The organism is Synergistales bacterium, from assembly GCA_021736445.1.
GTDB lineage: Bacteria > Synergistota > Synergistia > Synergistales > Aminiphilaceae > JAIPGA01.
On record JAIPGA010000052.1, the window covers coordinates 1 to 16,663 of the forward strand.

The 16,663-nt window shown below is 63.7% G+C and carries 9 protein-coding genes; 3 read left to right on the plus strand and 6 right to left on the minus strand.

From position 1 onward, the window contains the following. Together K9L28_08230 and K9L28_08235 are read right to left on the minus strand one after the other, a co-directional pair. Positions 1 to 4,454, minus strand: a 4,454-nt coding sequence (locus tag K9L28_08230; protein ID MCF7936312.1) for a hypothetical protein, incomplete at its 3' end; no start/stop codon positions are given. Between the two features lie 409 nt (positions 4,455 to 4,863). Beyond that, complete coding sequence (locus K9L28_08235) at positions 4,864 to 7,626, minus strand: response regulator (GenBank protein ID MCF7936313.1); 2,763 nt, start codon at positions 7,624 to 7,626, stop codon at positions 4,864 to 4,866. Positions 7,627 to 7,856: 230 nt separating this feature from the next. Between K9L28_08235 and K9L28_08240 the strand changes: the two genes are divergently transcribed. Then, entirely contained in the window at positions 7,857 to 8,138 is a 282-nt protein-coding gene (locus K9L28_08240) for a type II toxin-antitoxin system RelE/ParE family toxin (GenBank protein ID MCF7936314.1), read from the plus strand. Positions 8,139 to 8,157: 19 nt separating this feature from the next. Then, positions 8,158 to 8,457, plus strand: a complete 300-nt coding sequence (locus K9L28_08245; protein MCF7936315.1) for a HigA family addiction module antidote protein — start codon at positions 8,158 to 8,160, stop codon at positions 8,455 to 8,457. Positions 8,458 to 8,547: 90 nt separating this feature from the next. Here K9L28_08245 and hcp read toward each other — a convergent pair whose 3' ends face one another. The 4 genes from hcp to K9L28_08265 form a co-directional block, all read right to left on the minus strand. Then, a complete protein-coding gene (hcp, locus tag K9L28_08250) occupies positions 8,548 to 10,224 on the minus strand; it encodes a hydroxylamine reductase (GenBank protein ID MCF7936316.1) in 1,677 nt (558 codons plus the stop codon). 101 nt (positions 10,225 to 10,325) lie between these two features. After that, positions 10,326 to 10,664: a cupin domain-containing protein gene (locus K9L28_08255; GenBank protein MCF7936317.1), complete on the minus strand. Its 339-nt coding sequence runs from the start codon at positions 10,662 to 10,664 to the stop codon at positions 10,326 to 10,328. 26 nt (positions 10,665 to 10,690) lie between these two features. Next, positions 10,691 to 10,966: a hypothetical protein gene (locus K9L28_08260; GenBank protein ID MCF7936318.1), complete on the minus strand. Its 276-nt coding sequence runs from the start codon at positions 10,964 to 10,966 to the stop codon at positions 10,691 to 10,693. A 113-nt stretch (positions 10,967 to 11,079) separates the two neighbouring features. Then, positions 11,080 to 14,526 (minus strand): hypothetical protein, encoded by a 3,447-nt coding sequence (locus tag K9L28_08265; GenBank protein ID MCF7936319.1) that lies wholly within the window; start codon positions 14,524 to 14,526, stop codon positions 11,080 to 11,082. Between the two features lie 300 nt (positions 14,527 to 14,826). On the opposite strand from K9L28_08265, the gene K9L28_08270 reads away from it, so the two are divergent. Further along, the coding region (locus tag K9L28_08270; GenBank protein ID MCF7936320.1) for a right-handed parallel beta-helix repeat-containing protein at positions 14,827 to 16,663 on the plus strand (1,837 nt) is incomplete at its 3' end.

The following is a 16,663-nucleotide window of genomic DNA, read 5'->3' on the forward strand; positions in this document are numbered from 1 at the left end:
GAACCGCCGAGGCTGCAGCCGCTTTCCCCGCTGCCGGAAGGCGTCGGCTCTGCGGCGGTGTAGGTGACGATGGCCAGGTCGGTCTCCACGCTGCCGTCTGACGCGCCGTCGCGGTCGTAGGCGCCGCCGTCTTTCACCTGCACGTGCAGGCCGCTGTCGCCCTCGGTGACGTCCAGGTCATCGCCGCTGTGGCCCGGGTCGAAGCGATCCCAGTCATCGGTGGAGGCGTTTCTGACCAGCAGGGCCTTCTTCTGGTCGGCCTGGGCGGCCAGATTGTTTCCGTCCCCGATGGTGAAGCCGGCCTTGCCGCCGGGTCTGTCGATCTCGGCCTCCATGCGGGTGGCCTCGATCTTGTCGATACTGGATGCGTCGCCGCCATCCAGCAATCCCTGGGCGCTTTCCTGGATGGCCGGTTGCTCGTCGTCGCTCACGGGCGTGATGTCCACGCTGACGGTGCCTTCGTCGGGGGTAACGTCACCGCTGTCCACGGGTTCGGGCTGCGGCACGGGGCCGGGCGTGGGCGTGGCGGTGGGCACCGCTGTCGGCGCAACAGTGGGGGCGGGGGTCGCCGTGGGCTGCGGCAGAGGCGTGGCGGTGGGCTCCGCCGGTGTCGGCGTGGGCGCCGCTCCCTGATAGGTGAGCAGGGCCAGGTCGGTGGCCACCTTGCCGACCGTCCCGTCGCTGTCGTAGTCGCAGCCGTCTGTGACGGCGACGGTCAGTCCGTCTCCTGCGTCGGCCACCTGGAAGGCACCGCCGGTGACGCCGGGCATGAAGAGATCCCAGCCGCCGGTCTCACTGTTGAAGGCCAGCAGGGCCTCCCTGGTGACGGTGGCCGCCTTTCCGTCGGCGCCGCCGATGGTGTATACGGCGGTGGGGTTGCCCTGCTCGAGCTGGGCCGCAACCCGCGCACCGCGGAGGGCCTCCACGCCGAGTACGGTTCCCCGGCGGAACAGCCTCTGGACGCGGTCCTCGGCGGCCCTCTGCCGCTGAAAGGCGAGACCCGTCACATCCATGCTCGCCACACCGTCGCCCGGGGCGACGTCGCCGCTTGCGACCGAGGCGGGCCAGGGCTGGGCGACATAGCTGCCGGTGGCGTCGTCTTCCTCCTTGCTGTAGTCGTTGATCTTCATGGTGACGCTGTGCTTCCCGGGCACCTCGGGGAAGTAGCGCACCGATTCGCTGCGCCTGCCGCCCGGGGGGATCCCGGGGATGTGCTCCTCGGCGACGACGGTGCGCGTCCCGCCGGGAGCCCGGTCGTAGAAGGTGAGGTAGACATCGGTGGCATGCCCGGCTCCGTTGTTCTCGATATCCGCCTCGATGGTGGCGGCCCGGCCGAGGAAGGGGTGATCCGGCGAGACCTCCAGCTCGCCATCCAGCTCCCGGAGCCCCCCGGCGGCGGCATCCTTCCGGGCCGTCGCCTCCCCGGAACCGTAGCGTTCGTGGATATACACCTCGTACCAGCCGTAGTTGTCGCTGTAGGTCTCTCCGTTGTCGTGGTGGGGCAGCTCATCGGCAATGGTGTTCTCGGGATCCACCTGCACGTTGATGTAGTACCGCCCGGAATCGAGACCGGAGACATCCCAGGTGGCCTCCACCCAGCCCCAGTTGGGCTCGGTGCCGTTGCCCCAGCAGTTGAGGGTCACCGTTTCCGTCCCGATTTCGGTCATGTTGTCGCTGGAGGGCGACGTCGAATAGGCGATCTCCACCGGTATCTCCACGTTACCCTCCTGGAGGGAGAGGTTGTAGATCCGGCACTTCACCCGCACCCTGGACACCACCGCCCTGGGGATGGTGGCGTCGAGCTGCTTGTCGCTGTCCGCATCGAAGAAGAAGACACCCCGCATCCGGCTCCCGGCGGGGGCGTCGCCACTGTTCGTCCAGGCGTAGTGGTTGGGCCCCTCCCGGACGTGGCCGACCTTCCGCCACCGGAAGGGAAGACCCAGCGCGGGGTTGGGATTGCCGCCGTAGCGATCGGTCCACCAGGTGTCGTTTTCCACCGAGCTGTCGTCCACAAGATAGGTGGTGGCCAGCACGCCGATGTCGGTGCTGTACACCCGCGGCTTGATCCCGTAGCCCATCAGCTCTGTATTGTTGAAATTGGGGATCTCCACCGAAAAGCCGTTGGTCTTCGTGATGCTGTTGGTGCTCCCGGCACTGTGCTCGGAGCACTTGTCGTGGGTGAACTGCTCTTTCACGCTCGCCCCGCCGCTGAAGATATCGGCGATGCCGCCCATGCTGACGGACATATCTTTCTGGGAGGAGTTCCTGACAATCGTCTTGGTCTCGTCACTCTCGGCGACATTGTCCTTCCATGTCACCGTTTCGGTCTGCTTGAGGCTGATCCCCATATCGTTTTCGTTGGTCAGCTGCTCGGCGCCATCGGTCGAGAAGCCAAAGACCTGCTCGTTCCAGGGGTAGGTCAGCAGATTGCCGGGGACGTGGACGGGCTGGTACCACTCGGCCTTTCGCCCGGAATTGGTGGTATGCTCCACCGGTTTGGGCACCACCACCTGGTAGTAGACGGTGCCGTCGGTCCCGGTCTCCCCGATGAGAGGATAGCGCCAGATCTCGGTCTGCCGCCTGCGGTAGCAGAGACCGTCGCCGCCCTCGGTGGCCATGCCGAAGCTGGTGCTCTCCTCTTCGTAGCGGGATTTGTGCTTGCTGGAGATATGGGTCCTCACATGGCTGAAGGTGTCCTTCATCGATGTCGAGGCGTTGAAGACGCCCAGATCGAGTCCGGCATGTACCGACGCCTGGGTGGTCTTTCCGAAGGTGGTGGAGACCCGCTGTCCGGTGGTAACGATATCCTTCTGTTTGCCGCTGTCTTTGAACGTTGTGTTGTAGCTGTGCCACCGCGTGAGATTGCATCGCCCGGTCGTGCCGTCGAAGCACTCGACGTAGTCCAGATGCTTGGGCGGCTCCTGGACGATGACCTGGGGCGTGATGTGCTTGTCGGCGGTGATCCTGACGGGGGTGCCGAGGTAGATGCCGTCCTTGCCGAAATCACCGGGGACAAGCTGGGCCATGGTCCCGGGAAGGGAGCCTGCCGAGGTATCGGCGATCTTGCTCAGCCCGTCGATGGAACCGTCACTCCCGATGGTGGGCTGCAGGAGCGTGAGGGTCGCAGAGGAAGCGTCTCCCTTGAGGTAATGGGCGGCGATCTGTCTGACTGGTCCTTCGGGATCGTAGGGCGAGAAGGCCACGCCAAAGGCCCCTGCTGTCAGGGCGGCGTAGTTCTCGTCCTCCAGGTACATCGCCTCCTCGGGCCCTATATCGTAGTGGGCGTACTCCTGAAGGCTGCCGTCCCGGACACCGAAGACCTTGAGCCGCAAATAGTTGGCATCGCCTGTCTCCCGGGTGGTGTACAGGCAGCACTCGTCCCTGCCGTCCCCGTTGAGGTCGGCCACGGCGAGCGCGTCGCGCAGCCAGTCGGTGTATTCGCCCCAATCCTTGCCAATCTCCACATAGCCGCCGGCCCAGACCCGGTGGGTGATATCCCAGGCGATCTCTCCGTTGCTCCCCACGGAGAGATCCAGGATCTGGAGCCTGGTCTTGCAGTAGTTGTCGCCACGGCTGTGGGCGACGAAGAGCTCGTCGCTCCCGTCGCGGTCGCTGTCGCCGCCGGCAACGGCGATCGTATCGTACTTCCTGCTCCAGTCGGCCACATAGTGGCTGTCTGTGCAGGGGGTGACGGTCAGATCCTCTGCCACCCTGAAGGCCCGCAGTCGCATCGTTCCGTCGTTGTCCAGGGTGGCGGTCACCAGCTCCTTCCGGCCGTCGCCGTTGAAGTCCAGTGCGGCCAGATCGGCGTAGGGGTAGTCGCCGTCCAGTTCGACGATGCCATCCCTGACCTTCTGCGACGAGCTCGCGCCGTCGGCCGTGACGAGAGCACATTCGCCCTTGCTGGGGAAGACCGCCGCGTAGTCGGAGGTATCGTCGCCGGTCCAGTCGGCGGCGAGGATGTCGTAGGCATGGGAGTGGAAGCCTTCGGCCCCCGGGTCGGTGCCCGGTGAAGTGCCGACGGTGTAGGTGCGCTTCTCCGAAAAGCGGGTGGAGCCCCGGACATCCGCGCTGTAGAGCTTGAGCTGGAAGTTGTCGGTATCCAGGGGATACCCAGCCACGCACACCATCGACTGATGATCCCCGGTCATGCCGTAGGTGACGGCGGCGGTTTTGTTGATATACATCCCACCGAGCTCTTCGTCACTCCAGGGCATAGCGAGTGTTGCGCTGCCCACATCCGGTGAAATGTAGCCGAACTCATTGGCACCGGTATCTCCCGTACTCATGACGAGCAGGTCGAGGTTCTCCTGGACGGTGTGGTCCCGTGACAGGGGGTCGCCGGCAATGGCGGCCGGCGCCGGCTGGGCGAAGACCACCAGGCCGAGCAGCGCGACCGCCACCGCCATCATCATCATCGCCATCCGTGCCCGTTTCCCCTTGCTGTCGTGCATCGAGAGCCCTCCTTGTGTGAACCTGTGTTTCCGATCATTTGGATGGGTCTCTGTGTACCATATGTACACGTATATTGTCAAATAATTTTCCCTTTTTTGATATTTTGCTCAAGCAAATGATGTTCTCCCCGGAGAGGTTCCGCAACCATTGCTAAAGATGACCGGGGATCAGCATCCGGCCCAAGCCGGGATCCCTCGGAGCAGCAAAGGCAGACAGGGAGAAGCCCGACCGGGAAACACCTGCAGGGGCCGTCGCGGACCGGACAGAGGATAGAACCGTTACGGGAGGAAGGAACCCGCACAAGGCGGGAACCACGGGGTGGAAGATCGGACCGGGAATGCCCGGCGAAAGCCTTCGGGATCATGCACAGGCTTCCAATGGCTTGACCGGGGAACGCAGCAACGCCGATCAGGTTCGGGGGAGGTCCCGCTCTATCTCGGCACGGACCAGGTGGAACTGGTGCTTGAGCTGTCCCAGGCGATCACCTGCGGAACCGAGGTCACCGGCCTTTCCGTCCTGTTCCAGCTCGGAGGCGATGCGCCGGACATACTCGGCGCCGACAGCGGAGGCAGCCCCTTTCAGGGAATGGGCGTTCTCGTGGATACCTGCGGGATCCCCCGCCTCCAGGGAGACCTCGATGGCCTCGAGACGATTTGGAGCATCCTCCACAAAGGAGTATGCAATCTCCCGTACCATCTCGACGTCGCCCATCATCTCCTCCATCAGCTTGGCGCGGCCCCAGAGGGATTCCGTCGGCGCTTCGGTCTCGGTGGGCGCGGCAGCGGAGGCTGCCTCCTCCGGAGGGTCGCTCCCGCCGGGGAGCCATTGGTCCAGCATCGCCGCTACCGCCCCGGAGGTGATGGGCTTGGCGATGTAGTCGTTCATCCCCGCCTCCAGGCAGCGTTTCCTGTCTCCCTGCATGGCGTAGGCGGTCATCGCGATCACGGGGATATCGCCGCCCGGGGAGAGGCGGCGGATCCGCCGGGTGGTCTCCAATCCGTCCATACCGGGCATCTGTACATCCATCAAAACGATGTCGTAGGGAAGAGAAGCCAGGGCCTCCAGGGCTTCGGTGCCGCTTCCTACGGCGTCGGCCGACTGGCCGAGCTTCCGCAGCATACCCAGCGCCACCTGCTGGTTGGTGCTGTTGTCTTCAGCCACCAACACCCGCCCCTTCCGTTCCCGGAGACGGTTACGGAGAGTCCCGGCACCGGACCCGGCGGAACCCGGCTCCCTTCTCCCGGGGCTTCCCACGCCCACAGCCGCCGTCAACTGATCCCGGAGAACACGACATCGCACGGGTTTGGCGAGGACCGCCTCCGCTCCCGGCGGAGTGACCCGATTCGGTTCGCCGCTGCCGCCAAGGCCGGTCATGAAAAGCAGTCGCGGTCCGTCGTCACCCCGCCACCGTTCCCAATCCATTCCCGGCATCTGCATATCCACCAAGGCGACACGGAAGGGGTCTGCCTCCCTTCGGCCGTCCTCCAGTGCCTGCGCCGCTTCGTTTCCGTCACCGGCCTCGGCAACACGCAGACCCCAGGCGACGGCCTGCTCCCGAAGAACCGCCCGGTTGGCGGCGTTGTCGTCGACGATCAGCAGACGCAGTCCCTGCAGCGTTCCCGGAGGAGCTGGATGCGCAACGTCCTCCTCTTTGGCCAGGCGGAGGGTGGCCCAGAACGTCGACCCCTCGCCGGGGGTGCTTTCGGCACCGATATCGCCACCCATCATCTCCGCAAGACGCTTGCAGATGGCCAGTCCCAGCCCCGAGCCCTCGCTTTTCCTCGTCGTCGAGGAGTCCGCCTGGGTGAACTCCTCGAAAAGGTGTTCCTGCTGCTCCTCGGGGATACCCACTCCGGTGTCGCGGACCTGGCAGTAGAGCAGGCACTCTTCCCGCGTCTCCCGCAGGGCCGAGAGCGAGACCTCCACCTCGCCGACGTCGGTAAACTTGACGGCATTGCCCAGGAGGTTGGTCAGGATCTGCCGAAGCCGCCCCGGATCGCCCCGCAGAGAGGTCGGGGTGCCCGGACGCACCGCGCTGATCAGTTCCAGTCCCTTCTTCTGGGCCTTCAGCGCCAGGGACATGACGCAATCATCCAGGATGTCCTGCAGATCAAAGGGCACCAGCTCAAGATCCAGCTTGCCCGCTTCAATCTTGGAAAAATCCAGGATATCATTGATAAGATGCAGCAGCGACTCGCCGCTGGCCCGCACGATCCCGGCGTAACGCCGCTGTTCGTCTGTAAGCTCCGTGTCCAGCAGCAATCCCGTCATACCGATGACGCCGTTCATGGGGGTGCGGATCTCGTGGCTCATGGTAGCCAGGAAGTCGCTTTTCGCCCTGTTGGCGGCATGTGCCCGTTCCCGGCTCTCCCGGAGGGAGGCCTCCAGCTCCTTCCGTTCGGTGATATCGTGCATGGCGACAACCGCACCGATGATCCTCCCCCGCTCATCGGTAAGGGCCCGGCCGTTACAGACCAGCGAGCGCGCCTCTCCGTCCCGGGGAGCCACCACGATCTCGCGGTTGTGCACCTGCTCTCCCTGCAGGGCCCTGTAGAGAGGGATCTCCTCTGTAGACAGCAACCGGACACCGTCTTCGTCGCACAGGTCGAAGTGGTCGGCCCACGCCTCCGGCGGGATGGGCTCCTCCCGGACACGGTGCAGACGTCGGGCCGCCTCGTTGAACCGGACGATCCGGCCCTCGCCGTCGCAGATGATCAGCGCCTCTTCGATGCTGTCGAAGACCCCGGAGAGAAAGGTCCGTTCGTTCCGCAGCGCCTCCTCGGCTTTCTTTCGATCGGCGATGTCGCGATAGAGTTCCAGCGCCCGTCTCAGGGTCTCCGCCAAAACGAACCCCCCGGCGCTCTCTGGCACATAGCCGTAGTGAGGAATCCGGCGGGCCCTTTCCAGAGCCGCAGGTTCCGTGTGGGCGGTAAAAAAAACCACAGGGAGCTCCCTCTCGCCGAGAAGAGCCTCCGCCGCTTCCACCCCATCCGGATCACCGCCCAGGTGGATCAGCACAATGTCTATGGTCTGCGCCCGCACCGTTTCCACCGCCCGGTCGGTACGGGCGGCGGTGATCACATCGAATCCCTGCTCCCGGAGCAACCCGACCGCATCCACCGTCACGGCAGGTTCAACGTTCAAATACAACACCCGTTTCCCTTCGACCATGAGGGCCTCCTCCGTTCTCACCGCTATGCGAGCGCAATGTGATAGGAATGCTTTCTAGCAGAAAAGTATTTTTTATCATAAAGGATCGTCTGCGGCAAAGCAATAGGAGGGGAATGGACTTTTCATTCTACCGTCGCCGGGAAGGCGAGTTCGGGAGAGGAGCTCCCTCAGAAGCCCGTCTATGGTCTATGGTCTTTGACCTTTAACGCACTCCGTTATAGAATGCAGTCATGATCAAATCCTGTGCGGATCGGGAGACACGAAGGCTCTTTGAGCGTCAGGGATCACGCAGGCTTCCTGAGGACATTCAGAGGATTGCGCTGCGGAAACTGCGGATGATCAATAACGCCACCGACAGAAAGGACCTGCGTGTCCCACCCGGGAATCGGCTTGAAAGGCTTTCGGGGAACCGCGCAGGAATGCAAAGCATACGCATCAACAATCAGTGGCGGATTTGCTTTCGCTGGGAGAATGGACATGCCTTCGACGTAGAAATCTGCGATTACCACTAAGATAAAGGAAGTGAAAGCCATGACCGAAGACAGGCTGGCTCCGGTCCACCCGGGGGAGGTGCTGCTTGAGGAATTCCTCAAGCCCATGAAGCTCAGCCAGAACAGGCTGGCCTTACAGATCGGCGTTCCTCCCAGGCGCATCAACGAGATTGTCCTCGGGAAACGCCGGATAACGGCGGAGACAGCACTCAGGCTGGCCCGGCACTTCGGCACCTCTCCGCAGTTCTGGCTTGGCCTCCAGGCCGACTACGACCTGGACATCGCCTCGGACAAGCTGGGAGACAGGTTGGAGCGGGAAGTGCAGATACACAGAGGATAGTCGGTCCCAAAAGATATCGCAACGAGGGAGGCTCCCGCCCTGAGGGACGGGAGCCTGATGTACGGGCCCTGTGGAGAGGGGCGCCTTCCGTTACTTCCCTTCCATCATGGCGGCCACGTCGCTGTCCACATCGGAGATGGGCTTGATGTCGAACTTGTCCACCAGCACGTTGAGGACGTTGGGCGAGACGAAGGCCGGCAGGGTGGGCCCGAGCCGGATGCCCTGCACACCCAGGTGGAGCAGCGCCAGGAGAACGGCCACGGCCTTCTGCTCGTACCAGGCGATATCGAAGGAGAGCGGCAGCTGGTTGATGTCGTCCAGGCCGAAGGCCTCCTTCAGCTTCAGGGCGATCACGGCCAGGGAGTAGGAGTCGTTGCACTGCCCGGCGTCGAGCACCCTGGGGATGCCCCCGATGTCGCCGAGATCCAGCTTGTTGTAGCGGTACTTGGCGCAGCCGGCGGTGAGGATCACCGTCTCCTCCGGCAGGGCCTTGGCTACCTCCGTGTAGTAGTCGCGGGTTTTGTGGCGGCCGTCGCAGCCCGCCATGACGACGAAGCGCTTGATGGCGCCGCTCTTGACGGCCTCCACCACCTTGTCGGCCAGTGCGGTTACCTGGGCATGGGCGAAACCGCCGGTGATGGTACCCGTCTCGATCTCCTGCGGCGGCTCGCACTGCCTGGCCTGTTCGATGAGCGCCGAGAAGTCCTTGGGCTTGCCGTCCTCCCTGTCGGGGATGTGGGTTGCGCCGGGGTAGCCCACCATGCCCGTGGTGTAGAGCCGGTCCAGGTAGGTGCTGCTCTTCTTGAGGGGCACCAGGCAGTTGGTGGTGAGCAGGATGGGCCCGTTGAAACTCTCGAACTCCTCCAGCTGCTTCCACCAGGAGCTGCCGTAGTTGCCCACGAAGTGGCCGTACTTCTTGAAGGCCGGGTAGTAGTTGGCGGGCAGCATCTCGCTGTGGGTGTAGACGTCAACGCCGGTGCCCTCGGTCTGCTTCAGCAGATCCTCCATGTCGCGCATGTCGTGCCCGCTGATGAGGATGGCCGGATTGTTGCGCACGCCGATATTGACGCTGGTGATCTCCGGGTTGCCGTAGGTGGAGGTGTGGGCCTCGTCGAGGAGCGCCATGGTCTTCACGGCGTACTCGCCGGCCTTCATGACCTCCGCCACCATCTCGTCGACGGAGAGGTTCTTGGTGGTCGAGGCCAGGGCCTCCATGAGAAAGTCGTAGATGGCCTTGTCCTCGTAGCCCAGGACGGCGGCGTGGTCGGCGTAGGCGGCGATGCCCTTGGTGCCGATGGTCAGCAGCTCCCGCAGCGAGCGGGCGTCCTCATCCTTCGTGGAGAGCACCCCCACCTCTTTGGCCTTCTCTTCCAGCTCTTCCTCCGAGGCAGGCTTCCAGTTGGCTTCCTCGGGGAGCTCCCCGATCTCCGCGCCCTGTTCGCGGGCGGCGCGTTCCACCCGTTCCCGCACGCCGTCGCGCCTGGCGAGCGCCTCGTGGACCATCGCCACGAAGCGGTCGTCGTCCCAGTTGGCGTTGGTGATGGTGGAAAAGAGCCCCCTGGCCACGTAGAGCCCGTTGGAGGCATCCTCCACCCCGAGTTCCTTTGCCTTCTCCTCCCACACAGAGATGCCCTTGAGGGCATAGATCAGCAGATCCTGCAGATTGGCGGTGCGCTCCTGCTTGCCGCAGGCGCCCCTGACGGTGCAGCCCTTGTTCTGGATGGTCTCCTGACACTGAAAACAAAACATAGGTTCTTCCTCCTTCATTCGGTTCCTGGTTGTATTGTACCGCAACATCTCGTTCTCAGGGAAATGCAACACCCTGATTTCATGCGCCGAATCACCCTCCATGACGACCGGGAGCGCGGTTACAGGATCCTGCTCGCTTCGGTGGGCCTGGGCGCCTTGACGACCAGCACCCGAAAGAGGCTGTCGCCTTCGTTGCTCCAGCAGTGGACGATCCCCGCGGGGCTCTCCACCAGACTGTCGGCGGCGACCTCCTGTTTCTCTTCCCCGATGGTGCAGATGCCTGTCCCTTGGAGGACATAGAAAAAGACGTTCACCGGCGTGATGTGGGGTTTCAGCGACTCCCCCGGCTGGAGGGCGATGTGTACGGCCTGGGCCTCTTCGCTGTCGTAGAGCTTGCGGACGTCCACCTTATGGGGGGTATCCCCCTGTTGGGCTTCCCGAACTGGATGTATCTTCATCTGTTCCACCTCCATAGAATGCTCCTCTATAGGTTCTGCAGCGCCGCGACACCGACGTCGGCGTTGCGATCGCCGAACCGCTCAGGCAATGCCTCCGTGATCTCCCGGTGGCTCTGCCCCTTGCCGGAGCGCTCCTTGATGAAGCGGTAGGCACCGAAAAGCGGCGAGGGACCGATCTGTGAAAATGATGACAGAGCTTGGGGAGGTGCGCATTGATATAGATCAAGTTCCGGCGGCACATCCCTCGGGATGTGCGGTTCGGCGGTCGAAAGGGCATACTCCGCCTGTCGGCTGGACCGCAACAGGGGAGATCCATACCTTCCGCGGATAGCCAGCACTGGGCAGAAAAAAACGCAGAGGCGGCAACCGGAGTCGCCGCCTCTGCGTTATGTGTGTTTGGGGCCGTTCAGCACGGTCAGCGTCTCTTCACGCCAATCACGAGAGCGAAGAACGCGAGCAGCAGGAGGGACGAAAACGGCCCGGTGGCCCCGACGCTACAGCCGCCTTCACTGCTGGTGCCGACGGAGAAGGATTCGGCCACCTCGGCGTGTTCGTGGGGGGAGTCATCGATGATCATGGTGACCACATGGGTCCCCGACCGTTCGGGGAAGTACCGGACTTCCTCGGTCCGGGTCTCCCCCGGGCCGATCCCGGGGATATACCTGTGGGCGACGATCCCGCCTCTGTCGCCGGGACTGCCGTCGTAGAAGGCAACAAAGACGTTGGTTGCGCTCTCGGCGGTGGGGTTGTGGATCTCCGCCTCCACGGTGACTGCCTCGCCCTCCGCAACCTGGTCCGGCGAGACGTCCAGTTCTCCGTCCAGTTCGTAGAGGGCGCTACGGCTCCCTCCGGGGTTACCCGAACCATCGGTGACGTAGACCTCGAACCATCCTTGGTTGTCGCTGTATCTGTCGCCGTTGTCGTGGTTTGCGATCTCCGTGATGTCGTCGGAGGGATCCGCCGTTACCAGAACATGGTAGCGTCCTTCGGGGAGGCCCGTCAGATCCCAGGAGACCTCCGCCCAGCTCCAGTTCCGCTGCTCCTCGCTCCCCCAGGGGGCGATGTCCACGGTGTCGCTGCCGATGGGGCGGGCCACGCCGGGCACCTTGTCGCTGGAATAGGCGAACCGGACGGGAAGCCCGGTGAGACGCACATGATGGGCGTCGTTCTGCACGGCCAGGTTGTAGATCCGGCACCGGAGGGTCACGGGACTGGCCAGTGCCTCGTCGCCGCCCTGCAGCACGTGGCCGGTCTTTCTGCCGCGGCTGTCGTAGAAGAACATCCCCTGGATCTGGTTGTAGCCGCGCCAGACCCACCAATCTTCCTCGGTCTCGTTGGAGCTCTTTTCCAGCCGCCACTGGTGGGGCAGACCGAGGGCAGGGTTGGGGGCGTGGCCGTAGCGCGCCACCCACCAGTCGTAGTTGCCCGTACGCAGGTCCGCCAGGTAGGTGACGGCGAAGTTGCCCACGTCGGTACTGTACACCAGCGGCGTCACCTGGTAGGCGAAGCTGTCGCTCCCCGGGAAGGTGGGGAGCTCCACGGTGAACCCGCTCGTTTTGGTGATGCTGTTGGTGTTGGAGGTGCTGCTGTCGGAGCAGTGGTCGTGGGTGAAGGTGGCCGTCACCTCGGCGTTGCCGGAGAGGTAGGCCACCTCGCCTCCCATGGCGACGGAGATGCTCTCCTCCGATTCGTTTTTGACCGACGACTCGGTGGACTCGCCCTCGGTGACGCTCCGGCTCCAGCTGATATCCCAGGTGACCGAGTTCCCCAGCTCGTAGTTGGTGCCGCCGCCGATCCGGTCGGCGCTGGCCGTGTTGAAAGGGAGCATCTCCCTGGTCCAGGGATAGGTGAGGATGTTGCCGCTGATATGGGGCGGCTGGAACCAGGCGAGGTCGTGGCCGGCGACGATATTGGTCTCCACGGGGTGGGGCACCACCACCTGGTAGTAGGCCCGGCCATCCACGCCGGTCTCCCCGATGATGGGGTACCGCCAGATATCCGTGTCCTGACAGCGGTAGGAGACCATGTCGCCCTTGGTGGTCTTGGCGGAGATGCTCGTCTCCGTTTCGGCATAGCGCTCGTCGTAGTGTGAGGAGCGGTGTTCCCAGCTTTTGCTGAGCGATTCCTCGGCATTGGAAGAGATCTCCACCACCTCCAGGTTGAGGCTCGCCTCCTGCTTGGAGGAGATAGAGCGCCCGTAGCCGGTGGAGGTCTTCTGTTTCGTCTTTACAATCTTGTCGCTGGTCTGCTTGTCGCTGAACTCGGTGTAGTAGAAGGTAGAACGGGACGCGTTGCAGATGCAGGGCTGGTCGCCGCTGAAACAGCGGATGTAGTCCAGGTGCTTCGGCGGTTCTTGCATCACCACCAGCGGTGTGATGTTGTTCTCCACGGTGATCTTCGTGGGAGGTCCCAGCTGGAGGGTGTTGCCCGCGAAATCCCCGGGGAGCAGCTTGCCCAGCGTCCCGGTCCAGAGATCGTCGCCAAGCATGGTGAGCCCCGTGATGGCCCCGTTGTCGTCGAGGGTGGGTTCGAAGAGCGTGATCCCGCCGCCCTCACCGGTGTCTCTGTTGCCGTAGACGGCCACCTGGCGTCGTTTCGCACGCTCCTGTCCCGGACGCCAGGCCCCGAAGACCCCGGCGCCCACATCCATATACTTCTCGGCGCCCACAAACCCATGCACAACGGTGGAGGCAAGCTCCTCCAGCGAGGTGCCGTCCTCCGTCACGCCCGCAACATGCAGTTCGGCGTGCTTGTAGGTCGGATCAGAGGTCTCCGCCACGGAGGAGAGAAGACAGCATTCGTCCCTGCCGTCGGCGTTGAGGTCACTCACGTACAGGGGAAGGCGGGCCGGTTTGCTCTCCCCCACTGCCTGCACGTGGGTTTCACAGATCTTTTCATCAAACAGCACCTCCCACTGCAGACCTCCATCGCCGATGTCGGCGCTGACGAGACCGAGTCGGACATCCCTTCCTCCCTCCGCCGTGTAGGCCGCGAAGAGCTGCACGCTCCCCTCGCCGTAGGCGTCCCCCGCCCCGATGGCGCAGGTGTCGTACCCGCCGGTGTAGTCAGCCAGGTCGTAGGTGCCGTTTTCCAGGGGCTGGAGCGAGAGGTCGTCACTGTCCACGGCGAAGGCGCGCAGTCTGTAGGTACCGCGTCCGTCGTCGCCATCGGGGCCCTCCTTGGCCAGCACGAAGAGTTCCTTCCGTCCGTCGCCGTCGATATCGGCGGCGGACGCCTGGATCGAGTAGCCCGCCTGGTCGTCCTCCCAGGAGCCGGTGGCCTTGGTGACGGTGGAGTTCGTTGTTTCCGGGTCGCCGTTTGCCACCAGAATGGAATAGCCCAGCCCTCCATCCTGATCGCCGAGGAAGGCGCAGGCATAGTCGGTGGTGCCGTCGCCGGTCCAGTCCTCCGCCACCACGTCCACGGCGTTGTCCTGCGGGTATGCGCCGAAGGGCGTGATGGGGAATCCGGCGTCGTAGTCGTGCTCCAGGGAGAGCCCGCTGTTGCCGGAGGTCAGGCTGAAGAGCAGAAAATGGAGGTGTCCGTCGCTTGCCGCCACGTCCCCCAGGCCCACCATGGGGCGTCTGTCCGGCGAGAGGGTGCCCCAGGCGGCGTCGAAGTTGTAGCTTTTGGGATGGTCGTAGGGCAGCGTTTCCTCCCAATGCTTGTTGAGGTTCCGGCAGGTGTCGTCCGGAGCGCAGTAGCTCGCCCTGATCTCCGCCTCGTGGAGCACGAAGAACATAAAGTCCGTATCCGCCACCAGAAGGTGGTCGCTGGAGTAGGGGTCGTCCGGGATCGCCGCTCCCGCAGGAACGGCCCCCGCCAGAAGACCGCACAGAACAAGGCAACACGCTGCCTTCACAGGAAAAGGCCACAGGAAAGAATGCTTCATTCTCGACACCTCCGTATTGTCTCTCGATGTTCTGCCTGGTTTTCATTATATCAGTATATCTCGGCAAATGCCGGGGATACACCTCCCGGGCGTACACCTTTCTGGCAAAAGGTCCGGCCAAATCCCTGGCGATTACCGTGGAGCCTGGCTGAAACGGCAAACCCGTTGGAACAGGCGAAAAGTCAACAAATATTATAATGGTGATTGACTGCAAGATCTCGTTGTGGTATCAAGAGGGAGTCCCAATTTTCTGTCATAGGAGCCCTTGTCATGATGCTGCTGTGGCCTCTTCTCTTTCGACGGGCGTTGGCGGCGCTCGTTCCGATGCTGGCCGCGCTTTTCCTGCTGGTGGCGCTGTCGGCCGAAGCAAAGGAATCAGACATCTGGTACGTCACCGAAGGGGGAACGGGAAACGGCCAAACAGCGGATACCCCTGCCGGTTCGGGGGATCTTCGAAGGATCATCGCGTTAGAGGCGAAAGCAGGGGATCAGGTGTGGGTGGCATCGGGCCGGTACACACCGACACTCGACGGAGGCAACCGCAGGGTTTCGTTCACCCTCCAGACCGGTATCGCCGTCCTCGGCGGCTTCGCACCACCTTTCGGCGAGGCGACCACCAGCGTCGACCGCAACCCCCGGGAGAACGAGACCCTTCTGACGGGCGATATCGACGAATACGCAAGCATCAAATACAACAGCCACCACGTGATCTCCTGCGACAGCGTCGCCTCCCGGGATGCCCGGGGGCACCCGACGCTGCTCGACGGCTTCACCATCACCGGCGGATGCGCCAATGCAGGCTCCAGCGAACAGGGAGGCGGTCTGCATCTCTCCAACAGCTCTCCCGTGATTTCAGACTGCCTCATCAGGGACAACCACGCCAATGACAAAGGCGGCGGGGTCTACGCCGGCGCATCGAGCGATCCCGCATTCCGACACTGCCGCATTTCCGGCAACACCACGGAATCTCAGGGCGGGGGGATCCATCTCGAGGACAGCCATGCCTCGCTCCGGTGCTGCACGCTGACCGACAACAATGCCCACTCCGGTGGGGCGATCTACAGCCACAGCAGTTCCTACCGGCTGGTCTCCTCGACAGTCGCCCACAACAGCGCCACCCACTTGGGCGGAGGGATCTACAACAACTGGCGGAGCGCCCTGACACTCCTCAACAGCACCGTCGCCGGCAACACCGCCGGTCTGAGCGGGGGCGGGCTCTTCCACGACTTCAGCGACGCCACCATTGTCGGCTGCACACTGGCGGCCAACAGCGCAGGCGATCTCGGGAGCGGTATCTACAGCAACAACAGCGGGCTCGTCGCGACAAACTGCATTCTCTGGAACAACCGGGAGAACGAGATCCGCCCGGACGGCGGGGATTTCACCTACTGCATCATCTCCGCAGACAGCCCCGAACCACTGGATGCCACCAACAGCAACGCTTCGCCTCTACTGGGCCCCCTGGCCGACAACGGCGGCGCTACCGAGACCTGCGCCATCGGCCGCAACGGAAGCGCCTTCAACGGGGCGTCGCCGGACATCATGGAAGACAATGACATCGATACAGACCAGCGCGGGCTCCCCCGTCCGGCCTGGGGCGGCTACGATATCGGTGCCTTCGAGCTGCAGCCCGCAGTGCTGCAGATCTCCACCGACTGGCGGGGCCATGGGGTCATCTCTCCCTGCAATCCTCCTGTTCTTGCCGGAGAAGGTATCTCCCTGGACGTGAGCCCGGACGTCGGGTACAGGCTCGCGTCGCTGGTCTCCGGCGACAGCCGGGGACGTTCCGAGGACCTCCTCTGCCAGGTGGGTTCACCGGATATGGGGCATACCGTTGTCTTCACCAATGTGACGCAGAACCACACGCTGAGCGCGGCCTTCGGCGAACAGAGCTACACGATTGCCGCGACGGCGGGGGACGGCGGACGCATCGACCCGTCAGGGGATGTGACGGTGGCCTGCAGCGAGGATGTCGCCTTCGAGATCTCCCCGGATATCGGCTATCTGATCGATGCGGTTTCCGTAGACGGAACGGCGGTGGGCTCGCCGGATCGCTACACCTTCCACCACGTCAGCGCAGACCATCGGATCGAGGCGCTCTTCGCCC

Coding starts and splice junctions, on each gene's coding strand:
- K9L28_08235 (MCF7936313.1), bottom strand. CDS start 7,626: ATGGTCGAAGGGAAACGGGTGTTGTATTTGAACGTTGAACCTGCCGTG.
- K9L28_08240 (MCF7936314.1), top strand. CDS start 7,857: ATGATCAAATCCTGTGCGGATCGGGAGACACGAAGGCTCTTTGAGCGT.
- K9L28_08245 (MCF7936315.1), top strand. CDS start 8,158: ATGACCGAAGACAGGCTGGCTCCGGTCCACCCGGGGGAGGTGCTGCTT.
- hcp (MCF7936316.1), bottom strand. CDS start 10,224: ATGAAGGAGGAAGAACCTATGTTTTGTTTTCAGTGTCAGGAGACCATC.
- K9L28_08255 (MCF7936317.1), bottom strand. CDS start 10,664: ATGAAGATACATCCAGTTCGGGAAGCCCAACAGGGGGATACCCCCCAT.